This is a genomic window from Streptomyces sp. NBC_00096 (assembly GCF_045041305.1).
In the GTDB taxonomy this organism is placed as follows: domain Bacteria; phylum Actinomycetota; class Actinomycetes; order Streptomycetales; family Streptomycetaceae; genus Streptomyces.
Genome location: NZ_CP108221.1, coordinates 7,375,804 through 7,401,059 on the forward strand (window position 1 = coordinate 7,375,804; position 25,256 = coordinate 7,401,059).

Consider the following 25,256-nt stretch of genomic DNA (forward strand, 5'->3'; position numbering starts at 1 on the left):
GGGAGGACAGGTCACCTCCGCCAGAACAGGTGGTGCGTCACCCCGCTCGGGCTGGGAACGACCTCCAGGTGGAACCGGTCGAGCAGCTCGTCGGGGGACTCCCAGAGCCGTAGCCCGGACCCGAGCTTCACCGGTGCGACCGCCACGTGCATGGTGTCGACGAGGTCGGCGTCCAGGAACTGCCGGACGGTGGTGACTCCGCCGCCGAGCCGGACGTCCTTGCCCTGCGCCGCTTCCCGGGCCTGCTCGAGGACCGTGGCGGGGTCGCCGGCGACGAAGTGGAACGTGGTGTCGGAAAGCGTGAGCGAAGGACGCTCGTGGTGGGTCAGGACGAACACCGGAGTGCGGAAGGGCGGCTCGTCACCCCACCAGCCCTGCCACTCGTGGTCCTGCCAGGGGCCGCGCTGGGGACCGAATTTGTTGCGGCCCATGATCTCCGCGCCGATGTTGCGGGCGTAGTCCCGCGTGAGGTAGTCGTCCAGACCCCGGCTCCCCCCGGGGTCGGTGCGCATGGGCCAGCTCGCCGTGGCGCCGGCCCACGCGAACAGCCTCTCGGGCTGGACATGACCGAACGGCCTCTCGAGGGTCTGGTCCTCACCGGCACCGATGCCGTCACTCGAGACGCCGAAGTTCTGGACTCTCAGCAGCTGAGCCATGCGTTCCTCCTGTGGTGGGGCGACAACAGTGGTGAGACTCCCCGGGGCAGTCAAACTCATCGCCCCCTCCGTGACCCGTCAGAACCGCCCCGACTTCGGCAGCCGGCCCTCCGAACGGCGGTGTTCCCCGTGCGCGGCACGGCCGGGCCCGGGAAGGTGACGGCATGGGCCACTGGTGGTACCGCAACATCGTGGAACCGGGGAAGCTGCCGCTGCTCCTGGCGCTGTCCGCGTTCGTCGTCACCTTCGCCGTCACCCGGATCATCACCCGGATGATCCGCGCCGGGAAGGGGCCGTTCCGTAACGTCACGCCCGGCGGACTGCACGTCCATCACGCCGTCCCGGGGGTGATCCTGATGACCGTGGGCGGTTTCACGGGGATCACGGGCGCCCGTTCGGGGTGGGGGACTTCGCTGGCGGCCGTGCTCTTCGGGATGGGGACGGGGCTGGTCCTCGACGAGTTCGCGTTGATCCTGCACCTGAGCGATGTCTACTGGACCAAGGACGGCACGATCAGCATCGAGGTGGTGATCATGACCTCGGCCCTGGCGTCGCTGCTGCTCTGCGGATTCCTGCCGCTGGGGGTGGACGGGCTTTCTCCGGATGAGGCGCGGAGCAGGCTGGTGGCGGTGGGCACGGTGGTGGTGAACCTGCTGTTCGCGGTCCTGGCCCTGTTCAAGGGGAAGCCGCGGATGGCCGTCCTGGGGGTGGTCGTTCCGGTGATCGCCATGATCGCGATGTTCCGGCTGGCCCGGCCGGAGTCCCCGTGGGCCCGCCGCTTCTACCGCGGCCGCCCGAGGATCCGGGCCCGGGCCATCAGGCGGGCCTACCGCCACGACCGGCGCTGGAGCGGGCTGCGCCGCAGGGTGGACTACCTGATCGGCGGTGCGCCGAGCCAGTAGCGGTGGATGTGGGGCTTCCTCGTTCGGGGTCAGTCGTCGAACGGATCATCGGGGTGACGGTGTCATGTCGGGCGGATCGTTTCCTCGTTCACCGGTCAGAGGAGTGATCTTGAAAACGTATCGGCGCCCCTCCTCCTTCGGCCGAGCTGACCACGGAGAACATCCATGAACACCCTTACTGCCGGGACGACTGCCGGGACGATTGCCGGCGAGTTCCACGCGCGCCGTGTGCACGGTCTGAAGGCGGACGTGCTGCGACTGGTGGAGGAGGTCATCGACGACGGTGTCTTCCACGGTGGCCGCCGCGTCCGTGAACTGGAAGCCGTGGCGGGCCGGCGTTGGTCCGCGCACGCCCTCGCCACGAGTTCGGGAACCATGGCGCTGGAGTGCGCCGTACGGGCCCTGGGCATCGGCACGGGGGACGAGGTGATCATGCCGGCCCTGACCTTCGTGTCGACCGCGTTCGCGGTGGCCGCCGCCGGAGCGGTCCCGGTGTTCGTGGACATCGACCCCCACACCCGTACCATCGACCCCGCAGCGGCCGCGGCCGCGATCACCTCCCGCACCCGGGCCGTGATCCCCGTCCACATGCACGGCCTGATGGCCGACATGACCGCCGTCCGCGCCCTCGCGGACCGGCACGCTCTCGCCGTGATCGAGGACTGCGCGCAGGCCGCGGGCGCCACCGACGCCGGCCGGCCCGCGGGCTCGATCGGAGACATCGGCTGCTTCTCGATGTGGGTGGGCAAGAACCTCGGCGGCCTCGCCGACGGAGGGCTCCTCCTGATGCGCGACCGCTCCCTGCTGCCGCTGCTGCGCAAGCTCACCGACCTCGGCCGGGACGGGGAGCGCAACACCCACCACCTGCGCGGCAACCGGGGACGGATGGGTGAGATCGACGCTGCCGTCATCCGCCACCAGCTCGACCTGCTGCCCGCCTGGACCGATCGCCGCCGTACCCTCGCCGACCGCTACACCGAGGCCTTCGCCACCCTGCCCGTCGCCGTGCCGGCGGACGCACCGGGCCGTCCCCACACCTACTACAAGTACCCCCTGACCATGCCCGACCCTGCGACCGCCGCCGCGCTGATGACCTTCCTGAGCCGCACCGGCATCACCACCGAACAGGTCTACCCGCACGCCGTGCCCCACCAGCCGGCCCTGAGCGAGATCACCCACCGCACCACCGGCATCGGCGTCACCCTGGACGTACTGCCGCGCACCGTGTGCCTGCCGCTGGCCCCCGAACTCACCGACGAGGAAGCCGGCCGGGTCGTCCAGGCCGTCCAGGACTTCCACACCGGGCGGCTCTGAACAGCGGTCAGTGTGCCGCGGGGTCGATGTTGCAGCTGGCCCGGCGTCGTCCGACGGCGACCAGGGCGTGGTGGAGGGCGTCGAGGTCGGCACGCCGGACCTCGTGGACGGCTCCCTGGACCGGCGCGAGCCCCGGGCTGATCGGCCGGGCGGGTTCGTGGGGGTCGCGGCGCAGGATGATCCCGGTGGGAGGGTCGAAGGAGCGCAGGGCGCGAACGAGGGCCAGCCGTTCGCGTTCCGCTTGAGCGTCGGGACGGTGGAGAGTGATCACGGCGATGTCCGGAAGGAGGACACGGGCCTGCGCCAGGACCACCTCGGGGTCATGGGCGTGGGCCACGATGCGGAAGTGCGGCCCACTGTGAATGCACGCACGGAGCGCTTCCAGCTCGGGACCATCCGCCACGCCGGCCACCAAAATGGTCATCATTGACCCATTCTTCACGAAATCTTCAGTTTTCGGACCCCTCCAGGGTGCGCCAGGTCCGTCAGAGCGGGTTGAGGCGGGCCTTGAGCAGGCAGAACTCGTTGCCCTCGGGGTCGGCAAGAACGTGCCACTCCTCGTCGCCGGTCTGGCCGATGTCAGCCCGGCGCGCCCCGAGCTTCAGGAGGCGCTCGAGCTCGGCGCCCTGATCACGGTCGGTGGCATTGACGTCGATGTGCAGCCGGGTCTTCCCCGGCTCCGGCTCGTCCCTGCGGCTGAGGATGATCGTCGGTTGCGGGCCGCCGAACCCTTCGCGAGGCCCGATCTCGAAGTAGTCGTCCCCTCCGCGATCGAGCACGACGAAGTCCAGGACCTCGCACCAGAACCGCGCGAGCACCTCGGGCTCGCGGCAACCGAGCACGAGTTCGCTGATACGACATGCCATTGATGCAACCTGCTTTCGACGTGGGAACTGCCGGGGCGACCGCGCGGACCCGTCGGGCTCCCCGCATCGGGCACATGATCGAGACCGTACCGGGTGAAGTGAGCACGCGAGAAGGGATTTTGGGGCCGCTAGGTCGTCTCTTTCGGATCTTGCCGGGCCGACAAGATCCGAAAGAGACGACCTAGTCGGCCCGCGCGCGGAACGTCTGCCGGTACACCATCGGTGCCACCCCGATCGCGTGCGCCAGGTGCCGTCGCAGTGAGGCGCCCGTACCCAGGCCCGCCTCCTGCGCGATCCGGTCCACCGGCAGGTCGGTGACCTCCAGCAGGCGCCGGGCATGCTCGATGCGCTGCCGGGTCAGCCACTGCCCGGGTGTCATCCCGACCTCGTCGCGGAACCGCCGCGAGAAGGTCCGTACGCTCATCCCGGCGTGCCGTGCCAGCTCCGCCAGCGCGATCGGGCGGCCGAGCCGGCTCAGGGCCCACTCGCGGGTGGCGGCGGTGCTCGCCTGCGAGACCTCGGGCACCGGCCGTTCGATGAACTGGGCCTGGCCCCCTTCCCGCCACGGCGGTACGACGCACAGCCGGGCGACCCGGTTGGCCACGGCGCTGCCGTGGTCGCGGCGCAGCAGGTGCAGGCAGAGATCGACCCCGGCGGCGACCCCGGCCGCCGTGAGCACCTGGCCGCCGTCCACGAACAGGACGTCCGCGTCGACCCTGACCTGGGGGAAGGTTCGCTGGAAGTGTTCCGCCTCGTTCCAGTGGGTGGTTGCCCGGCGGCCGTCGAGGAGGCCCGCGGTGGCCAGGACGTAGGAGGCGGTGCACATGGAGACGATCCGTGCGCGGGCGGACAGCCGGGACAGGGTCCGGGCCAGTTCGGCGGGCAGCCAGTCCACCGCACCGGGGTCCGCGCCGTCGGCGCCGGGGCCACAGATGAAGGGCGGGATCACGAGGGTGTCGGCGGTGGCGACGACCTCGCCGCCGTGTTCCACCGTGATGCCGAAGTCGGCGCTGGTGCGGACCGGACGGCCGTCGATGCTACAGGTGAGGACCTCGTAGAGGGGTGCGCCGTCCGGGCCCCGGGCCGTGCCGAAGATCCGCACCGGAATGGTCATCTCGAAGGGGTAGACCCCGTCGAGGGCCAGGACCACGACCCGGTGGATCCGCTCAGGAGGCATGGCCAGATCTTTTCACATCGTGTCACTCCGGCCACTCGTCCGCCCCGGATCCGATCGGCATTCTTGATCACATGACGACGACGAAGGCACACGAGACACAGAAGAAGCAGACCGGGCCGACCATGCGGGCCATCACCCAGACCGGTTTCGGCGGCCCCGGAGTGCTCCGCCTCACCGAGACCGCGCGTCCCGAGCCCGGCCCCGCCGAGGTGCTCGTACGGATCCACGCCGCGGCCGTCAACCCCACCGACGCCTGGCACCGCGCCACCGGCGGCCTGGCAGGCGCCGACGTGCCGCCCGTCCCGCTCGGCTGGGACCTCTCCGGCACCGTCGAGGCCGTGGGCATCGGGGTCACCCTCTTCCGGCCGGGCGACGAGGTGTTCGGCATGCCCCGGCACCCGGCCCCGGCCGGCACCTACGCCGAGTACGCCACTTCCCCCGCCCGGCACCTCGCGCACAAGCCCGCCGGCCTCGACCACGTACGGGCCGCCGCCCTCCCGCTGGCCGCCCTGACCGCCTGGCAGGCCCTGGTGGACACGGCCGACGTGCGGCCGGGCCAGCGGGTGCTGGTGCACGCGGCGGCCGGGGGTGTCGGCCACCTGGCCGTCCAGATCGCCAAGTCCCGCGGCGCGTACGTCATCGGCACCGCGAGCGCCGCCAAGCACGCGTTCGTCCGCTCGCTCGGCGCCGACGAGGTGGTCGACTACCGCACCACCGACTTCGCCGAGGCCGTGTCCGGCGTGGACGTCGTCGTGGACACCATCGGCGGTGCGTACGGCCCGCGTTCACTGCGCACCCTGCGGCCCGGCGGCATCGTGGTCTCCCTCGCCTCACCGGACGAGGCGCCGCTGGCCGGGGCGGCGGCGCTCGGCGTCCGGGCGGTGTTCATGGTCGTGGAGGCCGACCCGGCGGGCCTGCGGGCCTGCGGGAGATCGCCGCGCTCGCCGAGCGGGGTGAACTGCGCCCGCACGTCGCGCTGGTGCTGCCGCTGGCCGAGGCGGGCAAGGCGCACGAGCTCTCGCAATCCGGGCGCACCAGCGGCAAGATCGTACTGACCACCGACGCCGCCGGGGTCTCCGGCGCCGACACGATTCAGGGAGTCCGAGGATGACCACGTACGTCCTGGTCCCCGGTGCCTGGCACGGCGCCTGGACCTTCGAGCCGCTCGCCCGCGAACTGCGGACCCTCGGGCACCACGCCTATCCGATGAGCCTGACCGGACTCGGCAGCCGCAGGCACCTGTTGACCCCGTCCGTGAACCTGGACACCCACATCGCGGACGTGGTGAACCTGCTGGAGGACGAGGCGATCACCGACGCCGTACTGGTCGGCCACAGCTACGGGGGCATGGTCATCACCGGCGCCGCCGACCGGGTCCCCGAGCGGGTGAAGGGGCTGGTGTACGTGGACGCGATGGTCCCGGAGGACGGTCAGTCGACCTGGTCCCTGGTGTCGGAGAACGAGCGTACGTGGTACCTCGACGGCACCGGGGAGAACGGCTACACCAGCGCCCCGCTGCCCTTCTTCGACCCGCGCGCCACCCCGCACCCGCTCGCCTCGCTGCTCCAGGCGGTACGCCTGGAGGGCGATCTGGCGCGCTTCGCCGAGAAGTCGTACGTCTACGCCGCGAAGTGGCCGACGCCGTCGCCGTTCACGGAACTGTACGAGCGGCTGAGCGACTCGCCGCAGTGGCGCACGCACGCCGTCGAGAGCGGGCACAACGTGATGCGGGAGGCACCGCGGGAACTGCTGGAAGTGCTCCTGAGCCACGGCTGAGCGGCGACGCCGCCCCCGCGCCCCCGTGCCTCGCGCCCCCGCGCCGTCCTACCGGACAGGGCTGCGGGTCGTCGCCGGGTACAGTCGGCCCTCTGCTCCGCCCGGGCCGGACCGGGCACAGGGCGCACACCATGTTCCCCCTCGCGTTCCGGCCAGGAGTTCCGATGACCAGTACGCAGAAGACGGCTACGCAGGAGTCGGCCGGGTCCGCCACGAGCAGTCCCCGGTCACCCGGGGTGCCGACGGCCGAGATACGGGTGGCAAGGCTGCGGCGGCGCCTGGAACGACTGATAGGGATCGCGGCGACCGAGGGCAACGCACTCACTCCCTTGCGCAACGGGGACGAGATCTTCGCCGCGATGCTGGGCGGGATCCGCCGTGCTCAGCACACGGTGGACATGATGACGTTCGTCTACTGGAAGGGTGAGATCGCCCGCGAGTTCGCCCGGGCGCTCGCCGAGCGGGCCCGCGCCGGTGTGCGGGTCCGGCTGCTCCTGGACGGCTTCGGCAGCCGCCTGATCGAAAAGGAGCTGCTGGACGAGATGGAGCGGGCCGGAGTGCAGGTGGCCTGGTTCCGCAAGCCGCTGTACCTCTCGCCGCTCAAGCAGAACCACCGCTGCCACCGCAAGGTCCTCGTCGTCGACGAGGAGACGGCGTTCACCGGCGGGGTCGGGATCGCCGAGGAGTGGTGCGGAAACGCGCGCGACGAACACGAATGGCGCGACACGCACGTCGAGGTCCGCGGACCCGCCGTCGACGGGATCGCCGCGGCGTTCGCGCAGAACTGGGCCGAGTGCCACGACGAACTCTTCGACGACCGGGACCGGTTCGTCGACCACCGGCCGCAGGGCGACGCGATCGTCCAGGTCGTGCGCGGCTCGGCCAGCTTCGGCTGGCAGGACATGCAGACGCTGATGCGCGTCATGCTGGAGTCCGCCGAGGAACGCTTCCGCCTCGCCACCGCCTACTTCTCACCGGACACGTACTTCATCGAGCTGCTCTGTGCCACGGCCCGGCGCGGGGTCGAGGTGGAGATCCTGCTCCCGGGTCCCCACACCGACAAGCGGGTCTGTCAGCTGGCCGGCCAGCACCACTACGCGGAGCTCATCGCCTGCGGAGTGAAGATCTACCAGTACCAGCCGACGATGATGCACGCCAAGGTCATCACGGTCGACCACGTCGCCGCACTCATCGGCTCGACCAACTTCAACCGCCGCTCCCTCGATCACGACGAGGAGGTCATGCTCGCCGTGCTCGACGAGCGGTTCACCGCGGTCCTCGACGGACACTACGACGAGGACGTCGCTGTGAGCGAGCTGATCCAGGAAGGGCGCTGGAAGAGGCGCCCCACCCTCCAGCGGGCCCGCGAACTGGCCGTGCAGCCCATCCGCCGCTTCCTGTGACACCTGCCGTCGCAGACGGCCAGGGGTACACCGCATACCGCACCCCGCTCTCTCTCCGCACACCGTCGGCCCGGCTACTGGGGGAGGTCCTCCGGGTGGTGCCCGGCGGGGAGTCCGGCCGCCGGCAGGTCCTGGTCCACGGGGAAGAGGGACAGCGCGCCGGTGATCTCCAGGAGGCGCTGGAGCTGGAGGTTGGGGGCGGCCAGGCGGATGACGGTGCCGGTCTCCTGTGCCGCGCGCCGTGCGGCGAGGAGCGCGTTGAGGCCCGAGGAGTCGCAGAAGGTGAGACGGCTGCAGTCGATGACCACGGCTTTGGCCGGTGAGGCGTGGGTGAGCGCTCGCATGAGGGCGTGCTGCAGGGAGGCGGCCGTCTCGATGTCGATCTCGCCGATGGGCCTGACGGCGACGTTGCGGTCGAGGACCTCCACGGTGATGTCCTTGCCACCGGCTTCCCGGGGAGGGCGTTCGGCCATGGTGGATCACTCCTTGGGTCTACGGGGGTCTACGGGGTGTGCGGGGGCAGGGGTCGTGTTCGGAGGGCTCGGCGCCGACCGCCCCGCCGCATGTGGACGGCGTCATGTTCACGTCCGATTATCTCCGCGTCAAACACGCGAAAATCTATCATGGCTGGAGTAGACATTCGATCGTGGCCCGGTTACGGTTTCACTCGTAGCCGGGATCGGGGCGAGATCCGGAGACCGGGTGCACCGGGAGCGTGACGTTCTGCCGTTCCGGTCGGAGGCCCTTCGTGCTCTGCCGCTGACGCCAGGGGCGGTATCACCCGAGGCCCAGTACGCGGTGATCACGAACTCGACCTACGACGGCCTGTGCTACGACACCGTGCAAACGGCGCGCGCCCTGGCGCCCAGCACTCCCCGTCTGCACTTCGACGAGGCCTGGTTCGCCCACGCGCGCTTCCACCCGCTGTACGCGGGCCGGTACGGCATGGCCGTGGGCCCGGACACCTTCGAGGGCGACGGGCGTCCCACCGTCTTCGCCACCCAGTCGACGCACAAGCTGCTGGCCGCCCTCTCGCAGAGCGCCATGGTGCACGTGAAGTCCGCACCCCGGGCGCCGGTCGACCACCACCGGTTCAACGAGGCGTTCATGATGCACGGCACCACCTCGGCCCCGTACCCGGTGATCGCCTCGCTGGATGCGGCCACGGCGATGATGGACGGCCCGCAGGGCGAATGGCTGGTCAACGAGGTGATCACCGAAGCCATCCGGTTCCGGCAGACAGTGGTCCGCACCGGCCGCCGGATCGCCGACGCCGGGGACCGGCTCCCGTGGTTCTTCGGCGTCTGGCAGCCCGACACCGTCACCGACCCGGCCGACGGCACCGAACGCCTCCCCCCCGCCCGGGCCGCCGGCAGGGTGGCCGCCGCCATGGTCACCGTGACTCCCCCCGGCATCCCGGTCCTGATGCCCGGAGGAGCACTCGGCGCCACCGGCGGCCCGGTCCTGCGCTACCTCGGAGCACTGGAGGCATTCGACCGCGCCTTCCCCGGCCTCCACAGCGAAGCACACGGTGTCACCGTCGACCCCGACACCGGCGACTACCTCATCGAGTGCGTACGTGAGGGTGTCCAGGTGACCTGAGCCCGTCGGCCCGGCCAGGTCGTCCTCTGCTGCTCCAGTGCGGTGACGGGGGCGACCTGGTACGCCGTTCGGCGGATGCCCCGGTTGTACTTCGGCCCGCCGCTCGTCAGCGTATGGGCGAACTGCGGGAGTTCACGCCGCCGCGCCGTCCGCGCGGGGCGGTCCCGCCGACGGAAGGGATCACCTCGTGCTGCGACGTACCGCGGTCCTGGCGGGCACCGCCGCCCTGGCGGTCAGCGCCCTACTGACCGCGCCGGCCACCGGCCAGGTCAACGACCCGCCCGAGAACGTTCCCACGGGCCCCAAGGTCACGGACGAGGTCTGGATGGACCTATCCGTCGGCGGCAAGCCGGCCGGGCGGATCGTCATCGGTCTGTTCGGCAAGACCGTTCCGAAGACGGCCAGGAACTTCGCGGAGCTGGCGAAGAAGCCCGCGGGCGAGGGCTACAAGGGATCGAAGTTCCACCGTGTCATCCGGGACTTCATGATGCAGGGCGGGGACTTCACCAAGGGTGACGGCACCGGCGGCCGCAGCATCTACGGGGACCGGTTCGACGACGAGAACTTCAAGCTGAAGCACTACGGGGCCGGATGGCTCTCCATGGCCAACGCCGGTAAGAACACCAACGGTTCGCAGTTCTTCATCACCTTCAAGCAGACGACGTGGCTGGACGACCAGCACGTGGTCTTCGGCAAGGTCGTCCGCGGCATGAACGTCATCCGCTCCGTGGAGAACGCCGCGACGGACGGCCGGGACCGGCCCCTGCAGGACATCGTGATCACCGACAGCGGCGCCGAGACGGTGGGAGAGCCCTACGGCGTGGCGAAGCAGGACGCCGTCTGACGCCCCGCCCCAGCCCTCCACGCGGTCTCCCTGCCCCGCGACGTCCGCCGGATCCGCGATCCGCTCAGATCCCGGGCGCTGCCGACTGCCCGGCGGCGGCGCCCACCACTCCGTAGGCGCGACCGCCGATGGAGAACTCTCCCAGCGGGCTCATGCCGAAGCCGTCGACATGGACCCTCCACGAGGCCGGGTTGGCCAGTTCGATGAACGCGACCATCACGTCGGCCCGCCCCGCGGCAGCGTGGACCGCCGCGGTGAACAGCCCCCGGGCCACCCCCTTGCCCCGGTAGGGGGCGGCCACCACCACCGGCCCGTACAGCAGCCAGGGCGTCGTGCTGAGCGGATGCCCCTGCCAGTACAGCGAGTCCTGTGCGCTCAACAGCGCCTGAACCGGCGGCGGCGGACCCGGCACGCTCTCCGGCGCGGCCAACCCGAGGAGACCGGCCAGGCGTCCCGCATCATCCGCGACGAGCAGACCCCCCTCCTCGGCCATGGTGCGCAACGCGTCCACGTCGAGGCTGCCCTGCACGAAGCCCTGGTCGGCACGCTCCTGTTCCGTGAGCGCGCCGTACTGATTGGCGGCGAACAGCTCGGCCATGGCCGGGGCGTCGTTCGCGGTGGCACCTCTGTAGCGCATGCCAGTGATGCTGCCACGACAAAGGGGTGAGACCGGGGCAATTCGCCGCCCAGTGCATGGAGTCGTCCGTGGCCTCCACGGAGATGTGGTGGGCGGCGGCGATCATGGGCTTCACGGCCACGTCAGCACACATGTGAACCCGGGAGAATCAGTGTCCCTGCGCCTCAACGAGTACGACCAGCCCGTCGGCGAGCCCCTGCCCGACTGGTCGCCGCGCCCGCTGCCCGCCGGGGTCACGCTCAAGGGCGACCACTGCCGGCTCGAACCGCTGAACGCGGACCGGCACGCCGCCGAGCTCCACGCGGCCTACCGCAGCGGGTCCGACCAGCGGGACTGGACGTACATGTTCACCGGCCCGTTCGAGTCCCCGGAGGAGTACCACCGCTACGCCGAAGAGGCAGCGGCTTCCGGCGACCCGCGGCACTACGCGGTGATCGACCTCGCCGACGGCACGGCGACCGGCACCCTCTCGTTGATGCGGCAGGACCCGGACCACGGCGTCGTCGAGATCGGCAACGTCATGTTCTCCCCGGCGATGAAGCGCCGTCCGATCTCGACCGAGGCACAGTTCCTCGCCATGAGGTACGTCTTCGAAGAGCTCGGCTACCGGCGCTACGAGTGGAAGTGCGACAGCCTCAACGCGCCCTCACGCACGACGGCGGCACGCCTGGGCTTCACCTTCGAGGGGATCTTCCGGCAAGCGGTCGTGTACAAGGGACGCAACCGCGACACTGCCTGGTACTCCGTCACCGACACGGAGTGGCCCGCGATCAAGCGGGGCTTCGAGGCCTGGCTGGCACCCGGGAACTTCGACGGCCAGGCGGTCCAGCGCCGCTCGCTGGCCGAACTGCGCGCGGCCGCGACCGCCGTACGACGCTGACTCCGGTCCTTCCGCCCCGGTGAGTGCCGGACGGTTGCCGGGTGGCCCTGTCGCCCCCTCCCACGGAACCTGGCAGGGGATCGCGCCGGGCTCCTGCCCGTGCTCACACCCGGTCAATTGGGTGTGGGTTCCGGTCAACCTGCGAAGTGGCGGGGGAGTTCGTGATCGGATGTCCGCTTCGGTGGTCTTCGGCGAGTGCGAGGCGCAACATGACGACAACGACCGAGGAACCCTTCCGTGCCCTCCTGGAAGCGGCGCCGGACGCGATGGTGATCGTGGACGACGCCGGTGTGATCCGGCTGGTGAACGCGCAGACGGAAGCACTGTTCGGCCACCCGAGAGAAGATCTGCTCGGCCGCTCCATCGACGTCCTGGTGCCCGAGCGTTTCCGGGGGCTCCACCCGAGGCACCGGCTCGGGTACGCCGCCAGCCGCCAGGTCCGACCCATGGGTGCGGGACTGGAGCTGTACGGGCTCCGCCGGGACGGACGCGAGTTTCCGGTGGAGATCAGCCTCAGCCCCCTGCAGACCGCCGACGGCCTGCTCATCTCGGCGGCCGTGCGCGACGTGAGCGAACGCAAGGCGGCGGACGAGCTGTTCCGGGCGCTCCTGGAGGCCGCCCCCGACGCGATGGTGATCGTGGACGGCAGCGGCACGATCCAACTCGTCAACGCCCAGACCGAGGCGCTCTTCGGCCACACCAGGGCCGACCTCCTGGGCCGGCCCGTAGAGGTCCTCGTACCGGAGCGGTTCCGGGGGCACCACTCGGACTTCCGGCAGGGCTACTTCGTCAACCGCCAGGTCAGGCCCATGGGCGCCGGGCTGGAACTGCACGGCCTCTGCCGGGACGGGCGCGAGTTCCCCGTCGAGATCAGCCTCAGCCCCCTGGAAACCCCGCACGGAACGCTCGTGTCGGCGGCCATCCGCGACGTGAGTGACCGCAAGGCCGCCGAGGACAAGCTCGCCGAACTCTACGAACAGCAGCGCCATGTCGCCCTCACCCTGCAGCGCAGCCTCATGGGCTCGCCGACGCAGGTCCCGGGCATGCCGACGGCGAGCCGGTACTTCCCGGCCCGCCAGGGCGCGGGCGTGGGCGGCGACTGGTTCGACCTGATCCCCCTGGGCGGCGGCCGGGTGGGCGTCATGATCGGCGATGTGATGGGGCGCGGGCTGGAAGCCGCCGCCGTCATGGGGCAACTCCGCTCGGCCTCGCACGCGCTGGCGAAGACGGGGATGCCGCCGTGGCAGCTGATGCGCGCCCTCGACGCCGTGGTCAGCGAGCTCCCGGACCAGTTCGTCACCTGCTGTTACCTGGTCGTCGACGCGGACGCCGCGGAACTGACCGTGTGCTCGGCCGGGCACCTGCCCGTACTCCTCGCCGCGCCCGACGGCCAGGTGAGCCGCCTCGCCGCCGACGTCAGCGTGCCGCTCGGTGTCGGAGAGGTACCGCACCACGAGAGCCGCCACACCGTCGACCCCGGCTCGGTGCTCGTCCTCTACACCGATGGGCTCGTCGAGACACCGGGCAGCGACATCGAGGAACAGATCGACTGCCTGTCCGTGGCGCTGGGCAAGAGGGACGCCCACGCCGAAGGCCTGGAAGCGATGGCCGACTGCCTCCTCGACGAGATGCTGCCGGACGCCGACGACTACGCGGACGACGTCACCCTGCTCCTGGTGCACATCCCCGATTCACCGGTGACCTCGCAGACCGTGGTGCTGCCCGCCCAGCCCAGCAGCGTCTCCGAAGGCCGGCGCTTCCTGCGCTCCACCCTCGCCGTGTGGGGGAGTCGGGACGACCAGCTGTGCGACACCGCGTGCCTGCTCGCGTCGGAACTCCTCTCCAACGCGGTGAACCACAGCTGTGGTCCGGTCCGGCTGAGAGTGCGGCAGGCGGGGCGGGAGCTCAGCGTGGAGGTGTGCGACGGCAGCCCCGTCCTCCCACAGGCCCGGTTCGCTTCGCACGACGCCGAATCCGGACGGGGACTCCTCCTGGTGGACTCGCTCGCCGAGGCCTGGGGCACCCTGCCGACGTCCGAGGGGAAAGCCGTCTGGTTCTCCCTCCCCCTGCCCGCTTCGGTGCGGGGCGGGTGAGTCCTCTAGGGTTCGCCAGACCTCCGCATGAGCATCGGTCCATCGTCCGGACAGCGGTTGTATGCCGCCGACAGGATCGAGAGGGGCCCGGAACAGCGGCTGCTGACGGACCAGTTCATCGCGTCGCTGGGCCCCGGGGGAACCGGTGACCTGCTCGACGGCGTGTGCACCCTCATCTACATGTTCATGACCTGGTTGCGGAAGGCGTACGAGACCTCCGGCGCGAGTGAGTTGCCAGCGGGGATCCGGCCGCAGTCGGACGGGGGAGTCCTGCCCGCGAACCTGTCGTTGAGCCAGCCCAGGGCGGCGGGTGCCCACGGCACCGCGGCGCCGACATGGCTGAGCAGGTCGTACTGCCGGTACTTGATCGATGCGTCGCCCTTGTCGCAGTACTGCCGGGCCAGCGCGCGGACATCTCCCGCGACCATGACCCCGTCCCCGGTCCCGATGCCCGGCAGATTGCCGAAGGTGCCCTCGAAGACACCTCCGTTGCCCTGCACGATGAACCCGGGGGCGTTGGGGGTGGCGGCCGAGCCGAGGTTGAGCTTGTTGACCGCCTCGATGAAGGAGGGCACCGAATTCGGGTTCGCGTACTCCGGCTTCACCAGCTTCTTCCAGGTCAGTCCCGGGTACTGGCCCAGGGCGTTGACGATCGACCCGCGCTCGAGCTCCTCGAACACCTGCCGGCCGTAGCCGTTCAGGTAGGGCGTGAAGTCGATGTCGTAGGAGCGCGCGGCCCCGAGGACGGCCATGGGCGCGACCCCGGCCCAGAGGGAGCTGCCGCTGACGTACTTGAGGTTGTGCGCCGGGTCGACGAGCAGCCCGCCCTCGGCGTAGCCGACCAGTCTCCTGTCGACGTCCGGCGCGTAGCTCGGCGCGAGCACGGCCGCCCAGTGGGTGGCGATGGCTCCGCCCGAGTATCCGGCCAGGCCGATCCGGGTGCCGGAGTCCAGACCGGTCTCCGGGGACCGGCTCGCGGCCCGGATCGAGTCCAACGTGTTCGTTCCGTATTCCGGGCCGGCCGCGAAGTCGGCTCTCTGCCCCTCGCTGTCCGGGATGATCACGTTGTAGCCGGACAGCAGGAGCGGCACCAGGAGGAGGGACTCGCCGTTCGCGATCAGGCCGCCGAGGGAGACGTCACCCGCGATCGCCCGGGAGGGGGAGTCCGCAGGATTGAGGGAATCGTAGAACGACTGGTACGACACGGCCTTGCTGCTGTCGCCGGTAGGGCTGCGTACGATCGAGGTCACCCCGGCGGACGGGCGCCCCTGCGCATCGACGGTGCGGAACAGTAGTTGGATCGCCCTGACCGGCGTCGGGATGCCGACGACGTGGTACTGCAGCGTCCGCGTCTTGAGCACGGCGCCCGGCGCGTACGAGGACAGGGGCTTGCTGCCGTCGTAGGTGTAGAACGAATCGCCCCCCGTGACCGTCGACGAGCCGGAAGGGGCGGCGACAGCCGTGGCCGCTGGAACAGCGGTGACGACCAGAGCGGTGGCAACTGCGGTTGCCAGTTTCCCAACGGCGATGCGGTGCATGGTTCCCCCTCGGATTCACTTCGTGGAGCGCACGGCACGGCCAGGCGCGTGTTACTGCCGGTAACAGCGCCGTAAATTACCAGCAGGTATGAGACATGAACAGAGTTGCGGCACCAGGGGGCCGGTCGCCATGGGCGAGCCGGTGCGGCGTGTCACGTCGTGCGTTCGGTGAGCTGACGGTGTACGTCGTCCGGGGCGGCGGCGAACCGCCCGGCATCGGCGTCGAGCGGCTCACTCCGCAGACGGCGGATCCGGCCACGGCGGCTTCCCGGCCCGCCACCTGAAAGGAATGCGCCGCCGCGCCCCACTCGATTCGGGAACGAAGCGAGCGGGGCGACGAGACGCGCCTCGTCCCGGCCCCCGTCAGCGGACGACGTCGAGGATCTGCTTCTGCAGGCCATTGGGGTAGACCTCGTGCTCGACGAGCGTCAGCTTCTGGGTGTCCTTGTCCGTGGTGCTGAACAGACGCCTGCCCGCCCCGAGCAGCAGCGGGAAGACGAGCAGGTGGTAGCGGTCGATCAGGCCGGCGTCGGACAGGGCATGGTTCAGGGTCGCGCTGCCGTGGACGATGATCGGACCGCCCTCGGTCCGCTTCAGCGCGGCGATCTCGTCGAGTGAGCGCAGGATGCTGGTCTCGCCCCAGTTCGACACCAGGTCGTCCTCGGCGAGGGTGGTGGAGACGACGTACTTCGGCATCACCTTGTAGTCGGCGAAGTCCTCCATGTCGGGCCACACCTGGCTGAACGCCTCATAGCTCACCCGGCCCAGCAGCATCGCGGCGGCTTCCTGCTGTTCGCGCCCCTTGATGTCGAAGGCCTCGGGGAGGAACTCGATGTCCTTGAAGGTCCACCCGGAGTTCCGGTAGCCGGGCTCACCGCCGGGGGAGTCCACGACGCCGTCGAGCGAGATGAAGGCGGTGCTGATCAAGGTACGCATCTCTGGTTCCTCGGTATCTCGGGTCTGGTTTCTCACGGGCCCGGCGACCTGCTGCCGGTCGTCGATGTGATCAAGGTATCCATGGACCCTTCAAAACTCACCTCCCGGTGCCCGCGACCTCGAACCCGTCGTACCGGCACTGGGCCGATGGGCCAGCGCGACGGCCGCCGGCGCCGAGCGGTAGATGTTGCCGCAGTCGCCGGACTCGGGAGCCGTCGCGCCAAGGCGGACCCGCCAGCTCGTAGCCTGCCTCCATGACCGCCGCCGAACCGGAGAAGTTCTCCCGCGACACCCTTGTGCGATACCTGTCGATCATCGACGAACTGGTCGCGCAGCCCTTTCCCGAGACGGATGCCGATGACGACACCGGCCACGCGGGTCCGACGCACCGCGAACGGGGCCTGCGCAGGAGCCGGGACTTCTGGGATGACGTGCACCACGAGGCCTGGCATGAGGCAGATGAGGACATGCGCGCCCACCTCGACGCCGCGGTCGTCGTCGATGACGGTGGCTTTGTAACCGCGCAGGAGTCCGTCGAGGGTGGCACCGAGCCGGCCGAGGTTGCCGGGGCTGTCGCAGGTGGCGGTGCTCGTGTCGCGGGTGGTCTCGCCGGTCACCGCCGTACACGGCACGACGCCGCTGTACGAGTTGAAGACGACCTTCTCGACCGCGACGCCCGGGTTGAGGGTGGCGGTCAGGCCGCTGACCTTGAGGGGGAGCTCGTTCGGCCTGGCCGGCTTGGTGGTGAGCGTCCCGTTCAGACCGTCGACATCGACGTCGACGTTGTCGGGCCAGTCGCAGACAAGGACTTGGGGTCCTCGTTGAAGACGTACCCCTCGGTCCCTGCGGTCAGGGCAATTCCGGACGCAAGGCCCGCGGCACGGGTAAGCCCGGTCACCGGGTGATCATTTCGGCCGGACGGCAGGCCGGGCAACAGGGGTTCCAGCCGCCGGCTCCTCGTACGGCAGGTCGACATCACGGCCAGAAGCCGGGCGCCGGCCCCCTCGTACCGACGCCGATCGCTGACGCGTCCTGGCACCCGGGCGGGAATCGCCCCGCCTGGGGCTCCCGCCTCAGTAGTCGCCTTCCTCGGTCTTGAAGGTCCGAAACCCGCGGCGGTGGTAGTTGGGCAGCGCGTTCGAGTTGTCCGCCGACGATGTGTGCAGCCATACCCGGCGTACGCCCGGTACCAGACTCCAGCCTTGCCGGATCGCGAGCGTCAGCGCATGACCGCCGATGCCCTTGCCGGTGAACTCCGGCAGGAGCCCGAACGTCCTGATCTCGACGTCGGCGTCCGGATGGAGGTCGTAACAGACCGCTCCGGCCGGCTCGTCTGCCAAGGTCAGTAGCCAACAGGTCCGGCCCGGATGCTCGGCGAACCACGCCTGCCACTCCTGTGGGCTACGGCGGGCGCTGCGCCACCGGTACGGCGCGCCGATCCTGGCCATCAGGTCGGGAACCAGGTGCAGGTCCCCACCAGCGGCGACGAGTCGCAAACCCGGGACCGGGACACCGGGAACGAGCTGGCTCGGGTCGGTCATCTCGACATACGTCACGGTCTTCGTCACCCGGGGAAGGCTACGTCCGTCCGGACCCGATCTCCACGGAAGCCACCAGGAAGGCGACTCCCGGCGAGCGTGCCCCGGCGTTGGGAGTCCCGGCGTTGGGAGTCCCGGCCCACGGGTCGAGGCCGCAGGGCGCCGAAACCGCTTTGATCTCATGATCATCAAGCGCAGAATGCTCTGCATGACGACGACACGGGTGATCACACAGCAGACCATCGGCGGTCCCGACGTGCTGGAACTCGCCGAGGTACCCCTTCCCTCGCCGGGCCCGGGTGAGGTCCTGGTGCGCGTACGGGCCACCGGCATGAACCCTGCCGACTGGAAGGTCCGCATCGGCAAGGTGGACTTCTTCGGCCCGCCGCCGTTCGTACTCGGCCACGAGTTCAGCGGCGTGGTGGAGGGTGTCGGCGAGGGCGTGACCCGCTTCGCGGAGGGCGAGGAGGTCTACGGCTGGACCGTTCCGCCGCAGGGCAGCCACGCCGACCACGTGGTGGTGAGCGAGGACCGGATCGCGCCCAAGCCGCGCACCCTCGACCACGTAGGCTCCGCGGCGCTGCCGATTTCCGGCTTCACCGCCTACCAGGCCCTGATCACGCTCTCCGACGTACAGCCCGGCCGACGCGTACTGATCCACGGCGCGGCCGGCGGCGTCGGCCACCTCGCGGTGCAGATCGCCAAGGCCCGGGGCGCGTACGTCATCGGCACGGCCCGCGCAGCCAAGCACGACTACCTGCGCGGACTCGGCGCCGACGAGCTGATCGACTACACGGTGGAGGACTTCTCGGCCCTGCGCGGCATCGACGTGGTGCTGGACACCATCAGCAACGACTACGGCCCGCGTTCCCTGCCCACCCTCAACCCCGGCGGCATCCTGGTCGACGTCGTCGGCGTCGGAGTGGACCGCACCGACGTGACGGCCCGCGCCGCCGAACTCGGCATCCGATTCGTGGAGTTCTTCCTGGAACCCACCCCCGCCGTACTGACCGCCTTCGCCGAACTCGTCGACACCCACGGCCTGCGCCCCACGATCGCCGAGACACTCCCGCTCACCGAAGCCGCGAAGGCCCACGAGCTCAGCGAAACCGGCCGGGTCCAGGGCAAGATCGTCCTCGTGCCCTAGGCCGAACTGGGCTGACCTGGGCCGTCTCTTTCGGATCTCGACGGGTGCGGATGGTCGGCAGGCGGCGGTGGGCAAGTGCAGCCTGGATATCACGAGTTCTGAGGTGCGCTGATGGGCATCCGTGAACCGCGCGGTAGCGAGGGCGGTTTCGATCACCTGCGCGCCCAGGTCCTTCCTCCGGGTCCGGCGCTCGTGGTGGCGGCCGCAGCGACCGGGCCGCCGGGCTCGACGGCACGGTGGGCCTCACGCCGAGCAAGGGCACGCCCGGAGCTGTCCGGCAGGTGGTAGAGCAGACCGAGCAACAGCACCGCGTCGAACGAACCGTCTGCCTGGCGGACGGCCGGGGAGGCCCGGAACAGGTCCAGAGCGCTCAGGGCGTAACTGCTGTGTGCTGCTCGGGACATGTCCTCGAGGATCCGCGGAACCGGGGGTGCGGCGCGGGTCAGGTCGAGGCTGCCCATGCCGTCGACAGGCCGGAGGCCTTCGACAGGCCCCCGCCCGGTCAACCTGATCCTCCACCGCCCCGTCCACATCCAAGCCCACTGGTAGACCGGGCCCGCGCGGAGCCCCCACCCCCCGGACTCCCCGCTCACCACCGGGACCGGCGGCCGCGAAGGTGTAAAAACCCGTTTGGCGGACCACGGAGACCACTGCTACGTTTCCGGAGGCCGTGCTAGAGAACGAGGAGGTGGTAGCCGTGAACGCAGTATCGACATGGGTGCTCCCCTCCGGGGTCACGGTCGGGCGATAGGTCGTCCGGGAGCGCCTCTCTGAGCACTCCCGAAAGGCACGACCATGCACTTCACTTCTGAACAGCGTCTCGACGACGGTGTCCTCGAACGCGAATTCACCCTCGGCGAGATCCCCGGCATCCTGTGGACGCCCGAGTCCGCATCCGCACCGACTCCGCTGATCCTGATCGGCCACCCCCCGCTCGGACTGCGCAAGATGTACCCCCGGCTGGCAGGACGGGCCCGGTACTATGCGGCGGAGTACGGTTTCGCCGCGGCCACCATCGAGCTCCCCGGGAGCGGTGAACGGCCCCGCTGGGCCGCCGCCGAGCAGGCCCGCGCCGACCTGCGCCGGGCGATGGAGGCCGGCGGGCCGGTCAGCGGCGAGATCATCGACGCCCTCGTCCTCCCGCTCGTCGAGAAGGCCGTCCCGGAATGGCGAGCCGCCCTGGACGCCCTCCTCGCCCTGCCCCAGATCGGCGGCCCGGTCGGGTACGAGGGGGGAGTGATCTCCATCGGCGTCCGCCTTGCAGCGGTCGAGCCGCGCATCGCAGCCGCAGGCTTCTTCGCCGGGAGCCTCGTGCCCGCCGCCATGTTCGAGGAGGCCCGTCAGGTCACCATTCCGCTGCATGTCCTGCTGCAGTGGGACGACGAAGGCAACGACCGGCAGGCGGCCCTGGACCTGTTCGACGCCTTCGGCTCCAAGGAGAAGACCCTGCACGCCAATCTCGGCGGGCACACCGGCGTCCCGCATTTCGAACTCGAGACCGGGGCCCGGTTCTTCGCCCGGCACCTGAAGTGAGCCCGGGCCGTCGGGCCACCAGCAGACGGTAATCCGTGCCGGCCGGGATGCCGCTGGCTGAGCGCAGGCCCCGGCCGTCCCTGCTGTCCTGTCCGCGGGCCCCTGCCAACTCGGCGGGGGCCCGCGCCACCCGAAGCCATGAACTGCTCGATTCCTGCAGTGGCACGACATGCCCCGGCTCGGCAGGGGACCGGCCGCGGCTGCGTTCGGGCCTGGCCTGCTGATGCGTGATCGTGACCACCCTCCAATACGAACACGCATGCGGGTGTGTCTACGATTCCGGCATGATCACGTTGTCCGTCGACATCAACTCCGAGGCCTACGCCACCGGCCAGTCGCTGGGCGTGCTGCTCGTCACCGCCGTGGCCATGGTCTCCATCTGGTTCGCCACCCGGGCCTGGCGCCGCGGCCCGGTGCCGGCCGGCGCGGTTGAAGCGGAGCAGGCCAGCGCGCGGTCCATACGCCGAAACAACCTCGTCCGCGGAGCACTGCTGGTCGTTGCCGCCGCAGGTCTGGTGCGAGCACTCAGCTTCGAGGGGGAGCCGCCTGCCGCTGAAGCCGCCCCCGTCTCCCAGTCACCGGCAGCAAAGGCCCCCGCCGATGCGGCCGGGACCCCGGAGGCCAAACGCGTCGTCGACGCCGCCCCGACCGTCGGTGCCTACCGGCTGCTCGCCGGAGCGGAGGCTGCGAAATACGATGAAGTGGCCTCGGGGAAGATGCCCTCGGGCAAGCACTGGTTCTACGACGGTCCGGGCGAGGGCCCGGTGGGCGCCATACTGCAGATCAACACCGTCGAGTGGGACACGCGGCTGGCCGACGAGAAGCGCTCGAACACCATGCCGCAAGAGCTGCGCAACTTCTTCGCCGGGGCGCGGGCGACCGAGGTCACTGCCTTCGACGCGGGGCCCTGGGGCGGCAAGTTGAGCTGCGGCTTCCTGCCCGCCGCCGCACACCCGATCGTGTGCGCATGGACCGACTCCGGTACCTACGGCAGCGTGATACTGGCAGACGAACAGGGTCTCCCCGAGGCCGCCGAGATCGCCCGGAACTTCCGCACCGCCTCAGAGAAGCGTACCTGACGCGCCGCTGCCGGGACCCTCGAACCCCGGTGGCCGGAGGACGTCGGAGCGGGGTGCGCCCGGATGCGGGGCCACCCGCCGACTCGGCGGCCTGCGGCTGCCCGGTTGTCCGGGCCGCGAACGGCGCCGCCGGGCCGCTGACGGGCGTACCGGACGGTGGCGGCCGCGAGGTCGTCGGCTCACTGCCGTCGGCGGGGGCGAGGGTCTCGAAGCCCGTGAGCGGCGCAGGCGGCCGGACGGCTCCATTGAGGAGACGCCCGTGGAACGCGCCGGCCGAAAGCGCGCCACGCGGACGAAGGCGCGCATGGCATGCCCGACTTCCGCACCAGCGCCGGCCGGCTCACCGTGAGCCTGACAGTGTCTGACGGCCGTTCCAGCGGGCATCTCTCGCACCTGCCTGGCCCAGTGGCCTCAAACACGAGGCGGCAGGACCTCGATGATCTCCGCGATGCCGGCGACAGGTCGGGCTTCGTGCATGAAGACCACGTCACCGGGCTTCAAGTGCTGCCACTGCTCGGGCTGCAAGGGGGCCAGGCGAACGTCGGCCGTCTCCCCGGGGCCGAGCTGCGGCTCGAACTCCACCCATAGCTTCGCGACGCTGAGCGCTGGTTCACCGTCGGCGGTGCGACTGCCGATGTCCCACATCGGCCTGAGCCGACCGTCCCCGGAGAAGGCAGTTCGACGTCCGCCCTCCTTCGGATCGACCAAACTCAACGTTGCCCGGAGAGTGCCGTGCTGGACCTCCCAGGCCCGCCACTGACACCAACGGCGGCTGCGCTCGAGCATCATCTGCCGTGCGGCTTCGGCGAGGAGCTCCCAGAAGTCCACGGACACGGGGTGGACATCCCCGATCTCCTAGAGAACGCCGAGCACCGACTCCCAGTCCTGGCACCTGACGTCCTCGCGGACGTCCCCGACCGTCTGGCCGTTCTCTGCCACGGCGTCTTCGGGCAGCAGATCGAGGGCCTGCCGAAGGAGTGTGAACGCATCATCCATGGCCTGCATCGTCCCCTGCCCCCGGATGTTCCGGGACGCCAAGATTTCTGCCCACTGCTTGCAGCAACTCGACTGCGGTCGCGCAGATCACTCAGCGCCGGCCTCATCCTTGGGTCTCGTTGTCGCCGCTCTGCTCGCCTACCACCTGCCGATCCTCGGACTTCGAGGTGACTGGCTGGCCGGACCGGCCTTCGGAGCGGTCGTGCTCGCCGGTGTCCTGGCCGGTGAAATATCCGTACCGCGACCAGCGAGTGACCTCAGATCGGCAACGCTGGCAACCCGGCAGATCCGTGACTACCTCCCCCGAGGGAACCGCACCCTGCTGGCCGTTCTCCTCGCCGCGCTCGCCGCCCTGCTCACGGCCATGGCCGTACTCGCCGTCTCTCATCCGGTCGGCCGACGCGGCATCCACTTCGTCTGCGGTGACGTGACCGAGATCATTCCGGCTGCTTCGGTGGGCATGCCCGCGGTCACCGCCACTACCCTCACGCTCGTCGGCAGCGCCGCGCTGTGCCTGCCGGTCCTGCGGAAGATCGTCGGCCGTCCCCCCATCGCGGCAGGCTCGGAGGGCGCGGCCCGGGACGCGGCCCTGCGCGAGGGCTCGGCCCACGCCGTGTTCTACGCTTGGGGCTGCCTGCTGGCTTCCTCGCTCTTCACCTCCGCGCTGGTCGTTCACGTGCTCTTCGGCGGTCTCGCCTACGCCTGCACCAGCTGGTGGCTGACCCCGATGGACGTGGCTGCGTACCTCGCGATGGCCATGGGGGGTTCGGCCTTCGTCTACCTGCTGACCAAGCTGACCCATCAGCCGTACTACCGACAGGCCGCCGCGTGAACGAGCTGACCGTGCAAGTGGACACCACGAGCGCCGTCCCCGCGTACGAACAGATCCGCGCCCAGGTGGCCGACCTGGTCCTGGGCGGCCACCTCGCCGAAGGCGATCGGCTTCCCCCGGTGCGACAGCTGGCCGCGGACCTCGGACTCGCCATCGCGACGGTCGCCAGGGCGTACCGCGAGTTGGAATCCGCCGGAATGGTCAGGAGTCGCCGCGGAGCAGGCACGAGGGTCACCCGGCCCGTCCATCCCGGTCCCGTCATCGACGAGGAACTCGCCCGGGCCGCCCGGGACTACGTCACCACGACACGCCGAATGGGCGCCAGCGACGAGCAGCTCCTCGCGGCGATCCGCCTCGCGCTCGCGGCCGTCCCTTAGCTCGAGCCGCCGTTCACCCGTGGCCCGCGCGCGGGAAGGCCACCACTGCGGCGGGCTAGCCGGCCGCGACCGGTCGGGAATGGTGGGGAGCGCGGTCACTGCGCCCGGTGGGTGCGGCGGACACCACGATCACCTCGTCCTCGGAATTCCAACGGTGGCGTGCGGCCTTGTGCGGGTTGAGCCGCAGACCGTGGTCCGGCGACAGGGTGCGCCGTTCGTTCAGCCGGTACCCGATGGCGCACTCCCCGCGTGTGCGGGCCGCGGCGACGACGGTCGCGAAGCTCGCCTCACTGCCCGGGCGTACGTAGGCCACCGCCGGGCACAATCGCACCGTGCTGCCGTCGGCGGAGAGCAGCTCGTCGAACACGGGCGCGAGGTGCCGGTTCTGGGCGATCTGTGCCATGAGCAGTCCGGTCGGGTTGCCGCTGACGATGACGTCGGAGCCGGGATCGACCGGCGCCAGCGGCCGGTTGCGGTCGTCAGTGAGTTCGGTGACCACGCGCAGCTTGCCGGCGGTGCTCTCCTCCAGAAGGCGCAGCCCAGCAGGGTGACGAGCGTCCAGCCATCGGGGCGGTCGGGTCCCGGGCCCGGTTCGGGGCCGAGGACGACCAGCCCGTCGTACCGGGAGAGGTCCAGGCCCAGCAGGGTCTCGGGGTGCGACAGGGGCGCCGATCGGAAGCACACGGCGAGTGGCGGCGGGGCAGTCGCATCCGTCAGCGGGGTGTGACTCGGCCCCGACATCGGCTCACGCCCTGGCTCCCACGTCTCCTCGTCTCCCTGCTTGAGTTCCGGCTCCCACTGGGGACCCTGCCCCGGCTCGTGCTCCGGCCCCGGAACCGTCGCCGGAACCGTCGCCGGGAGCGGCCCCGACACCCTGGGCCCGGGCACGGTGAGTTCCGTGACCCCGAGGTCCGTGACCACGTCGAGCACGGAACCCGGCCGAGCCGTCCGGCGGAGCTGTCGGACCACCAGGGGAGCCCGCCGGTTCCACCCGAGCAGGAGCAGCCTCGAGGATCCAGGACGGTCGACCGGCCCCGGCTCAGCTCGGCCATCCGGTCGGCCAGTCCCGTGGTGATCACCCCGACCAGCGTCGACACGCACAGCAGGGCCACCAGACCGAGCAGCGCCGC

General features: G+C 70.4%; 27 protein-coding genes and 3 pseudogenes. 17 read left to right on the plus strand and 13 right to left on the minus strand.

All coding sequences use genetic code 11. The annotated features are described in order from the left end of the window. Positions 1 to 11: 11 nt before the first annotated feature. On the minus strand, positions 12 to 656 hold the full coding sequence (locus tag OG904_RS33020; protein ID WP_405497384.1) for a dihydrofolate reductase family protein: 645 nt from the start codon (positions 654 to 656) through the stop codon (positions 12 to 14). A 164-nt stretch (positions 657 to 820) separates the two neighbouring features. Between OG904_RS33020 and OG904_RS33025 the strand changes: the two genes are divergently transcribed. Further along, complete coding sequence (locus tag OG904_RS33025) at positions 821 to 1,558, plus strand: hypothetical protein (protein WP_405497386.1); 738 nt, start codon at positions 821 to 823, stop codon at positions 1,556 to 1,558. A 165-nt stretch (positions 1,559 to 1,723) separates the two neighbouring features. Next, positions 1,724 to 2,872: a DegT/DnrJ/EryC1/StrS family aminotransferase gene (locus tag OG904_RS33030; protein ID WP_405497388.1), complete on the plus strand. Its 1,149-nt coding sequence runs from the start codon at positions 1,724 to 1,726 to the stop codon at positions 2,870 to 2,872. Positions 2,873 to 2,879: 7 nt separating this feature from the next. On the opposite strand, the gene OG904_RS33035 is transcribed toward OG904_RS33030, so the two are convergent. From OG904_RS33035 to OG904_RS33045, 3 genes are all read right to left on the minus strand, one after another. Beyond that, positions 2,880 to 3,209 carry a hypothetical protein gene (locus OG904_RS33035; protein WP_405497390.1) on the minus strand — a complete coding sequence of 110 codons (330 nt, stop codon included), beginning with the start codon at positions 3,207 to 3,209 and terminating at the stop codon, positions 2,880 to 2,882. Between the two features lie 148 nt (positions 3,210 to 3,357). Continuing rightward, complete coding sequence (locus tag OG904_RS33040; RefSeq protein WP_405497392.1) at positions 3,358 to 3,738, minus strand: VOC family protein; 381 nt, start codon at positions 3,736 to 3,738, stop codon at positions 3,358 to 3,360. Positions 3,739 to 3,919: 181 nt separating this feature from the next. Next, the gene (locus OG904_RS33045; RefSeq protein ID WP_405497394.1) at positions 3,920 to 4,915 is read right to left on the minus strand and encodes a GlxA family transcriptional regulator; all 996 of its coding nucleotides are present in this window, start codon (positions 4,913 to 4,915) and stop codon (positions 3,920 to 3,922) included. Between the two features lie 122 nt (positions 4,916 to 5,037). On the opposite strand from OG904_RS33045, the pseudogene OG904_RS33050 reads away from it, so the two are divergent. The 3 genes and pseudogenes from OG904_RS33050 (at position 5,038) to OG904_RS33060 (ending at position 8,094) form a co-directional block, all read left to right on the plus strand. Continuing rightward, a pseudogene (locus tag OG904_RS33050) lies at positions 5,038 to 6,026 on the plus strand (NADP-dependent oxidoreductase). Then, positions 6,023 to 6,691 (plus strand): alpha/beta fold hydrolase, encoded by a 669-nt coding sequence (locus OG904_RS33055; RefSeq protein WP_405497396.1) that lies wholly within the window; start codon positions 6,023 to 6,025, stop codon positions 6,689 to 6,691. The pseudogene OG904_RS33050 and the gene OG904_RS33055 overlap by 4 nt, the downstream one beginning before the upstream one ends. A 164-nt stretch (positions 6,692 to 6,855) precedes the next feature. After that, positions 6,856 to 8,094, plus strand: a complete 1,239-nt coding sequence (locus OG904_RS33060; RefSeq protein ID WP_405497398.1) for a phospholipase D-like domain-containing protein — start codon at positions 6,856 to 6,858, stop codon at positions 8,092 to 8,094. Positions 8,095 to 8,168: 74 nt separating this feature from the next. Here the strand turns inward: OG904_RS33060 and OG904_RS33065 are convergent, their stop codons facing one another. Next, positions 8,169 to 8,567, minus strand: a complete 399-nt coding sequence (locus tag OG904_RS33065; protein WP_405497400.1) for an STAS domain-containing protein — start codon at positions 8,565 to 8,567, stop codon at positions 8,169 to 8,171. A 325-nt stretch (positions 8,568 to 8,892) separates the two neighbouring features. Here OG904_RS33065 and OG904_RS33070 point away from each other — a divergent pair, with 325 nt between their 5' ends. Together OG904_RS33070 and OG904_RS33075 are read left to right on the plus strand one after the other, a co-directional pair. Beyond that, positions 8,893 to 9,696, plus strand: coding sequence for a hypothetical protein (locus OG904_RS33070; protein WP_405497402.1), 804 nt, complete (start codon positions 8,893 to 8,895; stop codon positions 9,694 to 9,696). A gap of 325 nt (positions 9,697 to 10,021) precedes the next feature. Then, positions 10,022 to 10,540, plus strand: a complete 519-nt coding sequence (locus OG904_RS33075) for a peptidylprolyl isomerase (RefSeq protein ID WP_405498401.1) — start codon at positions 10,022 to 10,024, stop codon at positions 10,538 to 10,540. Between the two features lie 64 nt (positions 10,541 to 10,604). Here OG904_RS33075 and OG904_RS33080 read toward each other — a convergent pair whose 3' ends face one another. Next, the gene (locus OG904_RS33080) at positions 10,605 to 11,177 is read right to left on the minus strand and encodes a GNAT family N-acetyltransferase (protein ID WP_405497404.1); all 573 of its coding nucleotides are present in this window, start codon (positions 11,175 to 11,177) and stop codon (positions 10,605 to 10,607) included. A gap of 151 nt (positions 11,178 to 11,328) precedes the next feature. Between OG904_RS33080 and OG904_RS33085 the strand changes: the two genes are divergently transcribed. From OG904_RS33085 to OG904_RS33095, 3 genes and pseudogenes are all read left to right on the plus strand, one after another. Next, positions 11,329 to 12,057, plus strand: a complete 729-nt coding sequence (locus OG904_RS33085) for a GNAT family N-acetyltransferase (RefSeq protein WP_405497406.1) — start codon at positions 11,329 to 11,331, stop codon at positions 12,055 to 12,057. 209 nt (positions 12,058 to 12,266) lie between these two features. Then, positions 12,267 to 14,150: a PAS domain S-box protein gene (locus OG904_RS33090; protein WP_405497408.1), complete on the plus strand. Its 1,884-nt coding sequence runs from the start codon at positions 12,267 to 12,269 to the stop codon at positions 14,148 to 14,150. 27 nt (positions 14,151 to 14,177) lie between these two features. After that, a pseudogene (locus tag OG904_RS33095) lies at positions 14,178 to 14,363 on the plus strand (hypothetical protein); the annotation flags it as partial. Here OG904_RS33095 and OG904_RS33100 read toward each other — a convergent pair. Further along, positions 14,327 to 15,688, minus strand: coding sequence for a lipase family protein (locus OG904_RS33100; protein ID WP_405497410.1), 1,362 nt, complete (start codon positions 15,686 to 15,688; stop codon positions 14,327 to 14,329). The pseudogene OG904_RS33095 and the gene OG904_RS33100 overlap by 37 nt on opposite strands. 149 nt (positions 15,689 to 15,837) lie before the next feature. Between OG904_RS33100 and OG904_RS33105 the strand changes: the two genes are divergently transcribed. Next, entirely contained in the window at positions 15,838 to 15,972 is a 135-nt protein-coding gene (locus OG904_RS33105; RefSeq protein WP_405497412.1) for a hypothetical protein, read from the plus strand. 79 nt (positions 15,973 to 16,051) lie between these two features. Here the strand turns inward: OG904_RS33105 and OG904_RS33110 are convergent, their stop codons facing one another. Continuing rightward, positions 16,052 to 16,624, minus strand: a complete 573-nt coding sequence (locus tag OG904_RS33110; protein WP_405497414.1) for a dihydrofolate reductase family protein — start codon at positions 16,622 to 16,624, stop codon at positions 16,052 to 16,054. Positions 16,625 to 16,878: 254 nt separating this feature from the next. Here OG904_RS33110 and OG904_RS33115 point away from each other — a divergent pair, with 254 nt between their 5' ends. After that, positions 16,879 to 17,529 carry a hypothetical protein gene (locus OG904_RS33115; RefSeq protein WP_405497416.1) on the plus strand — a complete coding sequence of 217 codons (651 nt, stop codon included), beginning with the start codon at positions 16,879 to 16,881 and terminating at the stop codon, positions 17,527 to 17,529. Between the two features lie 168 nt (positions 17,530 to 17,697). Here OG904_RS33115 and OG904_RS33120 read toward each other — a convergent pair whose 3' ends face one another. After that, the gene (locus OG904_RS33120) at positions 17,698 to 18,192 is read right to left on the minus strand and encodes a GNAT family N-acetyltransferase (protein ID WP_405497418.1); all 495 of its coding nucleotides are present in this window, start codon (positions 18,190 to 18,192) and stop codon (positions 17,698 to 17,700) included. A 178-nt stretch (positions 18,193 to 18,370) separates the two neighbouring features. On the opposite strand from OG904_RS33120, the gene OG904_RS33125 reads away from it, so the two are divergent. Next, entirely contained in the window at positions 18,371 to 19,309 is a 939-nt protein-coding gene (locus OG904_RS33125; protein ID WP_405497420.1) for an NADP-dependent oxidoreductase, read from the plus strand. 152 nt (positions 19,310 to 19,461) lie between these two features. On the opposite strand, the gene OG904_RS33130 is transcribed toward OG904_RS33125, so the two are convergent. Further along, positions 19,462 to 19,713 carry a methyltransferase domain-containing protein gene (locus tag OG904_RS33130; protein ID WP_405497422.1) on the minus strand — a complete coding sequence of 84 codons (252 nt, stop codon included), beginning with the start codon at positions 19,711 to 19,713 and terminating at the stop codon, positions 19,462 to 19,464. Positions 19,714 to 20,104: 391 nt separating this feature from the next. On the opposite strand from OG904_RS33130, the gene OG904_RS33135 reads away from it, so the two are divergent. Both OG904_RS33135 and OG904_RS33140 read left to right on the plus strand, forming a co-directional pair. Beyond that, on the plus strand, positions 20,105 to 20,842 hold the full coding sequence (locus OG904_RS33135) for an alpha/beta hydrolase (RefSeq protein WP_405497424.1): 738 nt from the start codon (positions 20,105 to 20,107) through the stop codon (positions 20,840 to 20,842). A gap of 284 nt (positions 20,843 to 21,126) precedes the next feature. Further along, positions 21,127 to 21,921 carry a hypothetical protein gene (locus OG904_RS33140; protein ID WP_405497426.1) on the plus strand — a complete coding sequence of 265 codons (795 nt, stop codon included), beginning with the start codon at positions 21,127 to 21,129 and terminating at the stop codon, positions 21,919 to 21,921. A 411-nt stretch (positions 21,922 to 22,332) separates the two neighbouring features. On the opposite strand, the gene OG904_RS33145 is transcribed toward OG904_RS33140, so the two are convergent. Then, positions 22,333 to 22,755 carry a hypothetical protein gene (locus OG904_RS33145; RefSeq protein WP_405497428.1) on the minus strand — a complete coding sequence of 141 codons (423 nt, stop codon included), beginning with the start codon at positions 22,753 to 22,755 and terminating at the stop codon, positions 22,333 to 22,335. A 21-nt stretch (positions 22,756 to 22,776) separates the two neighbouring features. Next, positions 22,777 to 22,917 (minus strand): hypothetical protein, encoded by a 141-nt coding sequence (locus OG904_RS33150; RefSeq protein ID WP_405497430.1) that lies wholly within the window; start codon positions 22,915 to 22,917, stop codon positions 22,777 to 22,779. Between the two features lie 109 nt (positions 22,918 to 23,026). Between OG904_RS33150 and OG904_RS33155 the strand changes: the two genes are divergently transcribed. Beyond that, positions 23,027 to 23,749: a hypothetical protein gene (locus OG904_RS33155; RefSeq protein ID WP_405497432.1), complete on the plus strand. Its 723-nt coding sequence runs from the start codon at positions 23,027 to 23,029 to the stop codon at positions 23,747 to 23,749. After that, entirely contained in the window at positions 23,746 to 24,126 is a 381-nt protein-coding gene (locus OG904_RS33160) for a GntR family transcriptional regulator (protein ID WP_405497434.1), read from the plus strand. The genes OG904_RS33155 and OG904_RS33160 overlap by 4 nt, the downstream gene beginning before the upstream one ends. A gap of 55 nt (positions 24,127 to 24,181) precedes the next feature. Here the strand turns inward: OG904_RS33160 and OG904_RS33165 are convergent. Further along, positions 24,182 to 25,134: pseudogene (locus OG904_RS33165) on the minus strand (hypothetical protein); the annotation flags it as partial. Positions 25,135 to 25,256: the final 122 nt, after the last annotated feature.

Coding starts and splice junctions, on each gene's coding strand:
- OG904_RS33135 (WP_405497424.1), top strand. CDS start 20,105: ATGCACTTCACTTCTGAACAGCGTCTCGACGACGGTGTCCTCGAACGC.
- OG904_RS33045 (WP_405497394.1), bottom strand. CDS start 4,915: ATGCCTCCTGAGCGGATCCACCGGGTCGTGGTCCTGGCCCTCGACGGG.
- OG904_RS33125 (WP_405497420.1), top strand. CDS start 18,371: ATGACGACGACACGGGTGATCACACAGCAGACCATCGGCGGTCCCGAC.
- OG904_RS33040 (WP_405497392.1), bottom strand. CDS start 3,738: ATGGCATGTCGTATCAGCGAACTCGTGCTCGGTTGCCGCGAGCCCGAG.
- OG904_RS33100 (WP_405497410.1), bottom strand. CDS start 15,688: ATGCACCGCATCGCCGTTGGGAAACTGGCAACCGCAGTTGCCACCGCT.
- OG904_RS33055 (WP_405497396.1), top strand. CDS start 6,023: ATGACCACGTACGTCCTGGTCCCCGGTGCCTGGCACGGCGCCTGGACC.
- OG904_RS33140 (WP_405497426.1), top strand. CDS start 21,127: ATGATCACGTTGTCCGTCGACATCAACTCCGAGGCCTACGCCACCGGC.
- OG904_RS33075 (WP_405498401.1), top strand. CDS start 10,022: ATGGACCTATCCGTCGGCGGCAAGCCGGCCGGGCGGATCGTCATCGGT.
- OG904_RS33020 (WP_405497384.1), bottom strand. CDS start 656: ATGGCTCAGCTGCTGAGAGTCCAGAACTTCGGCGTCTCGAGTGACGGC.
- OG904_RS33025 (WP_405497386.1), top strand. CDS start 821: ATGGGCCACTGGTGGTACCGCAACATCGTGGAACCGGGGAAGCTGCCG.
- OG904_RS33065 (WP_405497400.1), bottom strand. CDS start 8,567: ATGGCCGAACGCCCTCCCCGGGAAGCCGGTGGCAAGGACATCACCGTG.
- OG904_RS33110 (WP_405497414.1), bottom strand. CDS start 16,624: ATGCGTACCTTGATCAGCACCGCCTTCATCTCGCTCGACGGCGTCGTG.
- OG904_RS33030 (WP_405497388.1), top strand. CDS start 1,724: ATGAACACCCTTACTGCCGGGACGACTGCCGGGACGATTGCCGGCGAG.
- OG904_RS33115 (WP_405497416.1), top strand. CDS start 16,879: ATGACCGCCGCCGAACCGGAGAAGTTCTCCCGCGACACCCTTGTGCGA.
- OG904_RS33090 (WP_405497408.1), top strand. CDS start 12,267: ATGACGACAACGACCGAGGAACCCTTCCGTGCCCTCCTGGAAGCGGCG.
- OG904_RS33080 (WP_405497404.1), bottom strand. CDS start 11,177: ATGCGCTACAGAGGTGCCACCGCGAACGACGCCCCGGCCATGGCCGAG.
- OG904_RS33060 (WP_405497398.1), top strand. CDS start 6,856: ATGACCAGTACGCAGAAGACGGCTACGCAGGAGTCGGCCGGGTCCGCC.
- OG904_RS33130 (WP_405497422.1), bottom strand. CDS start 19,713: ATGTCCCGAGCAGCACACAGCAGTTACGCCCTGAGCGCTCTGGACCTG.
- OG904_RS33150 (WP_405497430.1), bottom strand. CDS start 22,917: ATGGATGATGCGTTCACACTCCTTCGGCAGGCCCTCGATCTGCTGCCC.